This window comes from Brasilonema bromeliae SPC951, assembly GCF_012912135.1.
Classification (GTDB): domain Bacteria; phylum Cyanobacteriota; class Cyanobacteriia; order Cyanobacteriales; family Nostocaceae; genus Brasilonema; species Brasilonema bromeliae.
Map to the genome: position 1 here is coordinate 1 of NZ_QMEB01000220.1, position 11818 is coordinate 11818.

The following is an 11818-nucleotide window of genomic DNA, read 5'->3' on the forward strand; positions in this document are numbered from 1 at the left end:
CAATAGAATAAAAAAATACATGATATGAAAAATAAAGAATGAAAAACAGTTGAGACGCGACAAATAACGTCCCCTGAATCATCCAGGGCAAACAATAGAAAAAAAGATAGCTGATGACTAACTTACTATGGCTGCAAGGTGGTGCATGTTCAGGCAACACCATGTCATTTCTTAACGCTGAAGAACCCACAGCTTGTGATTTAGTTACTGACTTTGGCATAAACGTCCTTTGGCATCCATCTTTAGGACTGGAATTAGGTACAAACTTGCAGACAATGCTGTGGGACTGTCTTTTGGGCAAGATTCCCTTGGATATCCTGGTTTTTGAAGGCACAGTTATTAACGCACCCAACGGTACAGGAGAATGGAACCGTTTTGCCGATCGCCCCATGAAAGACTGGTTAAACGATCTATCCCAAGTTGCTAACTATATAGTCGCAGTGGGAGACTGTGCAACTTGGGGAGGAATTCCCGCAATGGCACCTAATCCTAGTGAATCGATTGGATTGCAATTTCTCAAACGCAAAGAAGGGGGCTTTTTAGGAAAAGAATTCCGGACAAAATCGGGATTACCCGTGATCAACATTCCTGGATGTCCCGCCCATCCGGATTGGATCACACAGATATTAGTGGCGATCGCCACCAATAGAATTGGTGATATTGCCCTTGACGACTTACATCGTCCACAAACCTTCTTCAACACCTATACCCAAACAGGCTGCACCCGCAACATCCACTTTGCCTACAAAGCATCAACCACCGAATTTGGACAACGTAAAGGATGCTTGTTTTACGACTTAGGTTGTCGCGGACCAATGACCCGTTCCTCCTGCAACCGCATCTTGTGGAACCGCGTCTCCTCCAAAACCCGCGCCGGGATGCCTTGTTTAGGTTGCACTGAACCGGAATTTCCCTTCTACGACCTCAAACCAGGAACCGTATTTAAGACACAAACCGTCATGGGAGTTCCCAAAGACTTACCCACAGGAGTCAACAAAAAAGACTATGCCCTACTCTCCATCGTGGCAAAAGACACAATGCCCGCTTGGGCAGAAGATGACTTTTTTACAGTTTAGTCATTAGTCATTAGTCATTAGTCATTGGTCATTAGTCATTGGTCATTGGTCATTAGTCATTGGTCATTAGTCATTAGCATTCATTCAAAGCACAAAGTACAAATGACACAGGACAAAAAACAAATGGGAATTCAAACATTAGACATCTCCCCAGTCGGGAGAGTAGAAGGCGATTTAGATGTCCGAGTCGAAATAGAAGATGGACAAGTCGTCAACGCTTGGACACATGCCGAACTCTTTCGAGGATTTGAAGTCATCCTACGCGGAAAAGACCCCCAAGCAGGATTAATTGTCACACCTCGCGTGTGCGGTATTTGTGGCGCTTCCCACCTCACAAGTGCAGCTTGGGCATTAGACACCGCTTGGGAAACAGAAGTTCCGCGTAATGCAATTTTGGCAAGAAACTTAGGTCAAATTGTCGAAACAATCCAAAGCATACCTCGTTACTTTTATGGTCTATTTGCAATAGATTTAACCAATAAAAAGTATCAGTATAGCCCTTATTATTCAGAAGCTTGCAGACGCTTTGCCGCTTTCACAGGCAAGTCTTACGAACTTGGCATCACAATTTCTGGTAAACCTGTCGAAATTTATGCCCTCTTTGGCGGTCAATGGCCCCACAGCAGTTATATGGTTCCAGGTGGCGTGATGTGCGCCCCCACCTTAACAGACGTGACTCGCGCGTGGTCAATTCTAGAATACTTCCGCACCAATTGGTTAGAACCTGTGTGGTTAGGTTGTTCATTAGAACGCTACGAACAAATTCAGACTTATGAAGACTTCATGGTATGGCTAGATGAAAGTCCAAGTCATGCAAATTCTGACTTAGGTTTTTATTGGCGCATGGGCTTAGATATAGGTCTAGATAAATATGGTGTTGGTGTAGGTCGATATGTCACTTGGGGATATTTACCTCATGAAGCAAAATACCAGAAGCCAACAATACAAGGGCGAAATGCAGCCGTGATCATGAAGAGTGGAGTCTACGACAGTTTCACCGACACCCACACTCTTATGGATCAGACTTTCGTCCGGGAAAATACAACTTACTCCTGGTATGAGGAACTGACATCAGACATTCACCCCTTTGATCGCACAACTAAACCAAGTCAAAATAATGTCAAAGACTTCAATGGGCAATACTCTTGGTCAACAGCAGTACGTCACAAAGACTTAGGACGTTTGGAAGCAGGACCACTCGCACGTCAGTTAGTCGCTGGTGGTAAACATGGAGAGTCTTGGCAGCATTACGATGGGTTTATCCTAGATGCATTTAAGCAAATGGGTGGTGCCAGTATTCATCTACGACAGCTTGCACGAGTTCACGAAATTGTCAAGTTATACAGACAAGCAGAACGCTGCTTGCGCGAGTTCCGCCTGAATGACACCTGGTATATCAAACCCAAAGAAAAAGATGGACGCGGTTGGGGTGCAACAGAAGCATCGCGCGGTTCCCTGTGTCATTGGTTGGAGATTGAGGGCGGTAAGATTAAGAATTACCAAATTATGGCACCGAGTACTTGGAATATCGGACCCCGTGATGCAGAAGGAATACGCGGACCGATTGAAGAGGCTTTAGTCGGGACACCTATTTTCGACTCCAGCGATCCAGTGGAAGTGGGACATGTGGCGCGATCGTTTGACTCTTGTTTGGTTTGTACTGTTCACGCCCATGATGCTAAGACGGGTAAGGAGTTGGCGCGTTTTCGTACTGCTTGACACTCTCCCACCGCGTTCCCTGGAGTAACAGGTATAGCCGGGGATTTTAAGTGAAATACACATGTACTGTAGGGTGGGCATTGCAATGCCCAACGCCAGATGCCTACGGAGGGAAACCCTCCTGCAGCACTGGCTCCCCTACTTAATTCTTGACTTTTAAGAAGCGAGGGTATTTTGAAACAGGAATTCAACGTGCTTTAGCTGTTGAAGGATGTTAGTAACGAGATATCGGTAAAAACTGAAAATTGCGATTTATTAGATTGTTAGCCATTGTGCTGACTTTTTGGCTGTCAAAACTTGGTAGATCTGATTTCTCAAAACTTTGGTCGATTAATTCCCATTTGTTGCTAATTACCTCCTGCCAATAATTGAACTGCCTGCTGTCTGGAAAGTTGTTTTTCTCTCCCTGTCGCTTAATTTCAATTAGTTCATTTAACTTAGCTTCATCAAAAATGCCTGTGGCTTGGTTGGCTTTGACTAAATTAGCTTCGATTTGACCATTTTGAGCAGCATACACACTGGAGGCTATAATTCGGGCTTGGTAAAGAACAAGTTTGACCTGCTTTTTCTCTTTAGTTAATAACTGAGTTTGGTTCTTGAAAAAACCGCCATAATGATATTTTAACTCTTTGCAGATACACTCCTTTCCTAGTGTCTTCAATTCTTGGTGGAGGGGCGAAGTCTGAATAACAAGGGGTGAGTAAAGCTGCTCTAATACGTAGCCGTTGGCTTTGCGAACTAGAAGATAGAGGTACTTGAAAAAAGAGTGGGAAACCAAATCAGTTTCTTCGCGAAAAATGTTTCTGTCTTCAAAACTTCTATCAATCGTGTCGCTGCTTTTATTGTATCGCAAGAATTCTAAGCCTACTGGATAGTGACAGCCCCTCAAATCCAGGTCAGAATTATAAGACTCAAAACCATACAGATGCGCACCCGAAACCGTAATGAATATAGGCCGAAAATCTAAGGTGGATAAAAGTGTATCGTGGATTGTTTGTAATTGTTGAGATTGCATAGGGGATTTTATAGTTTCTCCTCTGGTCAAAACTGCTACCTTTGGGTAGGAAAATAGACATGACAGAATACGCGCGAGCAATGTTTAGAAGTAGAACACCGTACCTATAACAGTTTGCAGTTATCAGAAAAGTTGGCTCAACACAGAACTACAGCATCAAAGTGCAGCGTTCCGGATTCTACTCAAGTATTCAAACAGCCACTCAGCATAAAAACGTTGCATATTTCCCTGAATTTGTGTATAAATTACTGTCTCTGTTAAAGTAAGATACACCTTTTAGGAGATTGTTTTTGTACTACCGCCAAGAAATGCGCTCACAGATTAAGGTTTTCAAGGGTTGACGTAGACGCGCAGCAATAGTTGGAGTTTGTAGTTGGGTGAAAAATTCAGCCCAACTGATTTTTCGTAATGACGTTGGACAGCAAGTTACTACATCTCATGAACTTTTGTAACAAAAAATGAGGTTTTGCATAAAACACTACGCTTGAAGCTGATAAGTAAACTGAAGTTCACCTATCACTTTTGTTAAAGAGGTAGTACCATGCGTCTTTAGTGGTTGGCAATCTTAAGCGTCATAATTATGTTTCTGGTTCTGACGATACAAACAAGTAGGTATCCTCAAAGCCTGGGCTAAGTCAAAAGCAAAGAAACAAAGTTATATGATTTTTATTGGCTTTTCTCTGTAAAATACGGGCTTTAGTTTTCATACTGGGTGACTAAATAGCATCAATTTTTATTGGTGCAAGATGTGCGTGTATTTATTTTCATCTTTAGAGGGAAAAATGAATCTTATTCATTTCTGGAAAAGTTATTTTGCCTTGACTTCTAATTTTTTGGTATCGATAGTTCCTGCTACACAGCTGATTACTTTACTCGGCCTGCTGCTTGGAGTACATCAAACGGCATCTGCTGCGACGCTTACGTTTGAGCAGGCATCTGTAGGGACGCTATCAACCTATACTGAATCTGGTTTTACAACTTCGGCAGTTTCTGGTCCCTGGGCTGTAAGTGACTCATACGGTAAACCGGCTCCCTTTATACAATTTAGGAAGGAGGCTGGTCTAAACCCGCTGACTGCTACAATTCAAATTACAAATGATGACTCTAAATTTACATTCGGCTCGGTCGATCTTTACTCCAGTGTAACTCCAATTCCTTATGTAATAACGGGATCGTTAAATTCAACAGCGATATTTTCTTTTGAAGGTACGGTTCCAAACACTTTTGGTAATTTTAAAACTGTAGTCAACCCGAACTCGAATTACTTAATCGACAGTCTGATCATCTCTCTAACTAATCCGGCAGTAACATGTTGCTCTAATCCTATGGGGCTTGATAATATCACTGTGACACCTATTTCCACTACTTCAGTTCCTGAGCCAAATAGTTCTCTATTTTCTTTGCTGGGACTCCCTGTTGTCACTTGGCTTAGCCGACGGAATCTGACTCCTGGCTCAACAATTCGTAGAGACAAAAAATTGTCTTGAATATGTTCGATTTATGAAACATAAAAAGCTGAGTCGAAGGTTATCCGCTCAGAAAAAGCATTGATGGTTTTCGGTTACAACAATTTTGATAACCAACCATTACTCCCCTACAATCGCCATAGTTTACAAGTTATTTGTTCAATAACTTCTTAATTTTGCTTTTCAAAGAATAGAGCGAACAAGCTTATGGCAGGCAGAACAGATATTTATCTTCGATCCATGATCACCCTTTTTCTGTCTAGGAATCAGATGATGAACCGTTAACGGCTGCACTTGTCTTTCACACAACTCGCAACTCATGCTGTTGACCTAATGCTACTGATACTATTTGTCTTATTACGTAATACTTAAGATGGTAATGGTGGGTTTTTTTCCCATTATCCATTACCAATTACTGAATTCTTAACAGTTACTGGTTCCCCCCATCACTTTTTTGTTGGCTACTTGAGAGTGTTGGTTCAAAAATCAAATACGTTCCCCCTAATCCTTCTACAATTGTGCGCGTATTGGCAACCATCATTTTTTGGTAAGTGTCTCCTTCGCTTCCTGGCGCACCTAAGTTATTAACAAATAGCTTCCTTTGTGACACTTTCGCTTTTGTATTTTGAGTCACAGAATTAATCCAATTAGAGTTCTTTGTTGTTGTTTCTGTAAAAAGCGTAGGAATCTTAGATTTTTTAATGTATGTAGCCAGTGCTTGTACTCGTGTTGCACTAGGTTTTTCCGTATCGCTTATAGCTTCTAAAGCAGATTCATAAGAAAGACCGTAAGCTTTGGCATAATAACCCATTGCATCATGAGTTGTGATTAATTCGCGTTGTTGAGCAGGAACACTAGATATTCTTGACTTAATCCAATCATCTAGTTTTGTGAGTTCATTTTTGACTTTTACCGCGTTTTTACTATACAATGATGCATTCTCTGGTACTACTTTACTCAGGTTATTGCTAATAACATCTACCATCCTGATACCATTTTTCGCATTGTGCCAAACATAAGGATCAGATACTGTTGTATCCTCTCCTTCAAAGTTTAGCGGCTGAGGAACAGCACGTTGAGCAACTGCGATTTTTGATGCACTACTTTTACTTGCCTTCATAAGCTTAAGTAAATTAGGTTCTAAATTGTACCCACTGAAAAGAATCAATTTAGCTTCCTGGATGGCTTCTTGATCTTCTGGTTTTGGTTGATAAAAGTAGGGATTTGTATCAGGGGGAATTAAGCAGGTGAGATGAATTGTCTCCTCTGCAATTTGCTTGGTTAAGTCACACAATATACTTGTCGTTGCTACGACTCTAGGAACATTAGCATTCTGTTCACCAGAGTTGAGAGTGCCATGAGCAGAAGTGTTTCCTATACTACCTAAATTATGACATCCAAACAATCCAATGGTAAGAGCAACGAGAGCAGCACGTAATGATTGAGTTAATCGTAACTTTTTTGACATAAGAAATTATATGAAAACAAACACAATAATAATGGTGTATCTTCCTTTTAGGAGTTGTTTTTGCCACCTATATTGTGGATTATTAGGCAATTATAGAAAATTTCTCATAAACGAAACCCCCTGTTTCACTACTCCTACTAATTTCCTCATGTCGGGAGAAACAAGGAAAACTTTTTCGTGGAGGATGAAACAAGGGGTATCGTAGCTTTACTGTTCTTTGTTCTTTTACAGGAAGTTTAGTGTTAGCAGTCTACTAATTCTGGTGTTTGGTTAAGAATTTGACTCTTAATGGAAATAAAATCTTGGTAAGCAGCAGAATCTAATCTATTTGGGTGAAATACACCAACGCTGTGACAATTCTGAAACGCCAATTTTATACCAAAATAACGCTCAACTGCCCCACGAATAGCATCTCCACCCATCATCCGCAATAATTGAGCACGTTCTTTTTCACTTGGTGGTGCTACAGCGCTGGCTAAGGACAGGGAGTCACCTCCCTGCCTCGCCTACAAAACCGTGCTTGAAAGTTTCCCTTCACACGGCTCCTCAACAAGTTGGTGCTTGTCACGCATACCTCTTACCCTTCTTGGGCTTAGGCGGTTAGAATAGGTTTTCTACTAGAAAATCCGTTTCTAACACTTGGTTGCCGATATCGTGGTTTTGTATGCCATGTATTTGGTCATGGCAATGGCGGTGTACAAGTGCCAGGTTATTCCATTTCTGGTTTTTGTGATTTTCATCCAGATGATGAACTTCCATTAGCGACTCTGGTGTAAAGTATAGACCGCAGTATTGGCATTTTCCTTTTTGCTGATTAAGTAGTTTTGCTACTTTATTTGGCAGTTGAGGATGTTTACCTGTTCTTGTTGCCCAGTAACTCCAATCTCCGTCATAGGGAGTTCGATAGCCTTCTACTTTGATGTGCCTTATTATTGGCACTTCGTTGTGCTTAAGCAACTTGTAGGTTTTCTCTTCCTTTCTGGCGGCGAATGTCCAACCCCCTCCTTGCCCAATTAGCCAGTATTTGTTGCTAATTTGGTGTGCATTTTCATTGGGGTGTCGGCGTTTTGCCCAAGCTCTTAGTTTTTCATAGGTAAAGTGGTTGACGGATGCAAAGATTTTCGTGCTTATTACCGTGGAGTAGTAATTGCACCATCCTCTGATGATTGGATTTAATTTACCAATCAATGCCTCTTGGGGGGTACCCTTATTTTTGTCAATTACTTCTCCTACTTGTCTTAAGTGCCTCTTTACCTTGTCTTTGCTTGGTTTAATGAGAGTTTTATAACCTTTCATAGTCTTCCCAGAACTGTATTTGCTCACCTTATATTGGCGAACGTTAAATCCTAGAAAGTCAAATCCCACATTGCCGTTGTATTCACAAAGCGTGTGTGAGATTTTTGTCTTGGTTGGTTTCAACTCTAAACCCATGCCTTTAAGCCAGTTTGCAATTACCTCTTGAGCTTTCTTGATAACGCTGAGTTCTTCATGTAATATCACAAAGTAGAGTAGGCGACCAGCGAGTTACTAAAAGTACTTTTCTGTCCGCCCCTCCCCAAACCGGGCTTACGCTTTTCGGAGTACCCGGCTTTCCAGTGTTTCCATGTCAATGGTAGTTCTTTGGGTTACCTGTCCTGCGTGGATTTCCATATGACATTGGCGACAAACTACTAAAGTTTTACGTTGTCGGGAAGCCATAATTTCAACCCAGTAAGGTGGTGGAGTTCTTCCTTTCTTATGTAGATCCTTGAGTGCTCGAATGTGATGCACTTGCACATCCTCATGTGAACCGCAAAGTTCACATGTGTCTGCCAGCAGTCTACGTTCAAGTTCAGTCCTTGAGCCTACAATACGTAAGGGAGAATCATTTAGGACTGCTTTCATATTTCTCGAAAGCGAAATTCCTCCCCAGTTGGCTATTAATGGCTTTTGCCCTTCTCCACGTTCAACTGTTACTTGCAGTCCAATATATGAACCGTTGTGAGTTTGAAGTGTAGTTTGATAGCGACGGTATATTGTCCTGACGCTAACACGCAATTTATGTGCGAGCGTTTGAACTAATGACCGTTCCATTACCCATTTCAAACGGTTGAGTTGGTGCAGGTTATAAGCCAATCGATAGTACTCTACAATTCCCCGAAATTCCTGCTGAAAATGAGCTACGATGCTGAAAACAGAATCGTGAACTAATTCTGCACGGTGTATCGGTTTACCGTGGAGTAGGAAGCGAGTGCATTTGCTTTTCACAACATCTAGTGGTACTCTTAAACCAATTTGCCCATTGATACTGCGGTGTCCCCGCCTATCAAGCTTTTGGTTATTGTTAAGCACTACGATGTCATAACCGAGAAAACGGGCAGCTTCAGTGCGTGCGTGGGAAATTAGCGTTTTGGTTTCGGACAATTCAAGTTTGAGATGTTCTCGAACAAATGTGCCGATTTCGCGCTTAATATCTTCCGCTTCCTGATGTGGACCACTGAAGCCAATTAGCCAATCATCAGCGTAGCGAATATAACGCAGGCGGCGATAGTTTGGGTCAAGTGGGTCTAGGGATGGAACCTGTTGCATTAGTCTACGCGCAATATGAGCCTCGACTAATAGACCCTTTCTTTTCAAACGTTGAGCTTGCCTTTGTAATCGTTGCCATTCTGGATTGGGTTGGCGTCCTTGACCATAGTTATATTTTGGAATTAAAGTATTTTCGACAAATTTATCCAACTTGTCTAAGTAGATATTCGCCAGAATGGGGCTTAGTATTGCGCCTTGTGGACTTCCACTTAAGGTCGCATTGTATCGCCATTCCTCCAAATATCCCGCCGCGAGCAAGTTTTCAATTAACCTTAGAAAACGGTTATCCTTAATTTTCTCCTTGAGAATATCGAGGAGAATTTGGTGGTTGAGTGAGTCAAAACATTGAGCTATGTCACCTTCCACAAACCATTTTGTCCCTATCCACTTACTGTAGATTTCGCTTAGGGCTGTGTGACATCCGCGTCCTGAACGAAAACCGTGGGACGTTGGGCTAAATTGCGGTTCGTAATACGCCTCTAATATCAGTCGTACCACTTCTTGCAATAGTTTATCTGACCAACGAGGAATGCCGAGCGGGCGCTTTTTGAGAGAATTTTTCTTCTCAATGTGTATGCGTCGTACAGGCATCCATCGATACCTTTCATAACGTAGGTCATGGATTATGGTATCGATTTTTGCTTTTGACATTCCGTCTACGGTTTCGTCTGTTGCACCGGGTGTCATTGCACCTTTGTTGCGGTAAATTTTCCCGTAGGCTTTGAGGAACAAATCGGGGTTAAACAATTGTCGATAAACATCTTCCAATGGCAGTCCCCGTTTGCCACGTTCATGAATAATTCCCAACACTGTTTCGGCATTGCGCATCTCGCGCACCTCCCTTGTTGAGTTTTACAACACCTGTCACCCTTTCCCATGTAAACAGCTTTCCTGTTCTCTGAGTACTACGGTGACTCCGTTACCCTGTGCCTCTCGGCACGGTGGGCAATCCCACTTTCCCTAGGAGCTAGATGTATCGAGCGCGACTTAGGTGCCTCTTCCGTTTCCTTCAGTAAGGTCATTCCTTACCGTTCACTGTGAGGAATGTTCAGGTGGCGACGACTTAGCCACCCTATCACAGTGACCCCGCCATGAGACGCTGTTAGTCGGGGGATGTACGCTTCCATCACTGGAAACTGAGGTTTGGGCAGTTTGGCTCTCACCATATCACGCGGGTCTTGCAAAACGAAATTATAAGCGTCTTCTAACTTCTTCTGCTTTATCAACATGCTACTGTCCCCTTTGGCTTTCGCCATTAGGTAAGTTGTTGACCCAGAGGTCATCTTTTCCTAACCTCTCCTCTCTGTAAGAGGAGTCTAGCGCCTGGTTAAATGGCGCACGTCATCTGCGTAGCGGATAAGTCTTGGTTCTAGTCTTGGATTTTTCACCAATTCTTTTACCTGCTCTTCCAACCCATGTAGGGCAATATTAGCTAGTAATGGGGATATTACACCTCCCTGGGGTGTTCCCTCATTGGTTGGAAAAAGCCCTTTTCCTTGTTCAAACACTCCAGCTTTTAGCCATCCCTTAATAACACGTCTAATTGTTGGAGTAGTCCCCAATTTTTTCAGCAGACCTTTGTGGTCGATGCGGTCAAAACATTTTGCTATATCCGCATCAAGCACATATTTGGGTTTTCTACTGATGCTGAGGTAGATTGCTTCTATAGCATCATGGCATGAGCGTCCTGGTCTAAAGCCGTAGCTATTTGGCTCGAATCTCGCTTCCCATTCTGGTTCGAGAGCTAGCTTAACTAGCGCCTGCAAACAGCGGTCGTGTACTGTGGGTATACCTAATGGTCTTTTTTCCTGTGTTCCTGGTTTCGGAATCCAGACTCTTCTGGTAGGAGAGGTTTTCTCCTCTAGCTTGAGGTTCTTTACCAGTGCGAGACGTTCTTTCGGGGTCAGGCTTTTGCACCCGTCCACACCAGCCGTCTTCTTCCCCTGGTTGTCTTGTGTTACCCGTCTGACCGCAAAGCACAATGCTCTCCCAGGATTTTATCAGCAATTTTTGGAGTTTATGGACTGTCTTGACATCACCACGATTCGAGGCTTGGAATATGCGCTTTTGCAACTTGAACGTTTTCTGCTCTAGCTTGCGCCAAGGGATTTCGTTCCATTCATACGTAGTCGTTAACTCGCTCATGACTTATTAATTGCTACTTGTACCTATTCCTTCCAGCTTGCCGTGCCTCCGTCTGCGTATCCTTGGCATTACCCAAGGCATTTGCTTGTGAGGCAATCCCACCCGTCCATAGCATCCGGTTAACTCCTTCTCAGAAAAGCTAACTTTTCTGAGGGCTATGGGGGGTTACTTCGTTCCTAGCTTTCGTTTTGACGCTGGCTTTAGGATTCTCTCTGTCCACCGGGTTTAATTTGGGTGCAACTAGGTCAATATCATACTTGCCTAGCTCTTAGCAGTCAAATACACAATTGCTGCCCTTACATCCTTTCCGCTTGTAAAAATCTACGCATATCTGGGCAACAATCCTCAAATCTACGTAGAG

General features: G+C 42.8%; 11 protein-coding genes and 1 pseudogene. 3 read left to right on the top strand and 9 right to left on the bottom strand.

Annotated elements, in window-relative coordinates; translation table 11 throughout:
• The first annotated feature begins 113 nt into the window (after nucleotides 1-113).
• Together DP116_RS22525 and DP116_RS22530 are read left to right on the top strand one after the other, a co-directional pair.
• A complete protein-coding gene (locus tag DP116_RS22525) occupies nucleotides 114-1076 on the top strand; it encodes a hydrogenase small subunit (protein ID WP_169157300.1) in 963 nt (320 codons plus the stop codon).
• Between the two features lie 123 nt (nucleotides 1077-1199).
• Nucleotides 1200-2795 carry a nickel-dependent hydrogenase large subunit gene (locus DP116_RS22530; protein ID WP_169157301.1) on the top strand — a complete coding sequence of 532 codons (1596 nt, stop codon included), beginning with the start codon at nucleotides 1200-1202 and terminating at the stop codon, nucleotides 2793-2795.
• 214 nt (nucleotides 2796-3009) lie between these two features.
• Here DP116_RS22530 and DP116_RS22535 read toward each other — a convergent pair whose 3' ends face one another.
• On the bottom strand, nucleotides 3010-3810 hold the full coding sequence (locus tag DP116_RS22535) for a nucleotidyltransferase domain-containing protein (protein WP_169157302.1): 801 nt from the start codon (nucleotides 3808-3810) through the stop codon (nucleotides 3010-3012).
• A gap of 782 nt (nucleotides 3811-4592) precedes the next feature.
• Here DP116_RS22535 and DP116_RS22540 point away from each other — a divergent pair.
• Nucleotides 4593-5297 carry a hypothetical protein gene (locus DP116_RS22540; RefSeq protein ID WP_169157303.1) on the top strand — a complete coding sequence of 235 codons (705 nt, stop codon included), beginning with the start codon at nucleotides 4593-4595 and terminating at the stop codon, nucleotides 5295-5297.
• Nucleotides 5298-5459: 162 nt separating this feature from the next.
• Here the strand turns inward: DP116_RS22540 and DP116_RS22545 are convergent, their stop codons facing one another.
• From DP116_RS22545 to DP116_RS30425, 8 genes and pseudogenes are all read right to left on the bottom strand, one after another.
• Nucleotides 5460-5597, bottom strand: a complete 138-nt coding sequence (locus DP116_RS22545) for an HNH endonuclease (RefSeq protein WP_169157304.1) — start codon at nucleotides 5595-5597, stop codon at nucleotides 5460-5462.
• Nucleotides 5598-5706: 109 nt separating this feature from the next.
• On the bottom strand, nucleotides 5707-6744 hold the full coding sequence (locus tag DP116_RS22550; protein WP_169157305.1) for a metal ABC transporter solute-binding protein, Zn/Mn family: 1038 nt from the start codon (nucleotides 6742-6744) through the stop codon (nucleotides 5707-5709).
• 242 nt (nucleotides 6745-6986) lie between these two features.
• Nucleotides 6987-7229, bottom strand: a complete 243-nt coding sequence (locus DP116_RS22555) for an SCO5389 family protein (RefSeq protein ID WP_281357462.1) — start codon at nucleotides 7227-7229, stop codon at nucleotides 6987-6989.
• A gap of 115 nt (nucleotides 7230-7344) precedes the next feature.
• Nucleotides 7345-8244 (bottom strand): group II intron maturase-specific domain-containing protein, encoded by a 900-nt coding sequence (locus tag DP116_RS22560; protein ID WP_169157306.1) that lies wholly within the window; start codon nucleotides 8242-8244, stop codon nucleotides 7345-7347.
• 66 nt (nucleotides 8245-8310) lie between these two features.
• A complete protein-coding gene (locus DP116_RS22565; RefSeq protein ID WP_169157307.1) occupies nucleotides 8311-10140 on the bottom strand; it encodes a reverse transcriptase/maturase family protein in 1830 nt (609 codons plus the stop codon).
• 197 nt (nucleotides 10141-10337) lie between these two features.
• Nucleotides 10338-10541, bottom strand: a complete 204-nt coding sequence (locus DP116_RS22570; RefSeq protein WP_211173447.1) for a hypothetical protein — start codon at nucleotides 10539-10541, stop codon at nucleotides 10338-10340.
• Nucleotides 10542-10628: 87 nt separating this feature from the next.
• Nucleotides 10629-11237 (bottom strand): reverse transcriptase/maturase family protein, encoded by a 609-nt coding sequence (locus DP116_RS22575; RefSeq protein ID WP_369333956.1) that lies wholly within the window; start codon nucleotides 11235-11237, stop codon nucleotides 10629-10631.
• Nucleotides 11238-11346: 109 nt separating this feature from the next.
• Nucleotides 11347-11457 (bottom strand): annotated as a pseudogene (locus tag DP116_RS30425) (reverse transcriptase N-terminal domain-containing protein); the annotation flags it as partial.
• Nucleotides 11458-11818 lie beyond the last annotated feature (361 nt).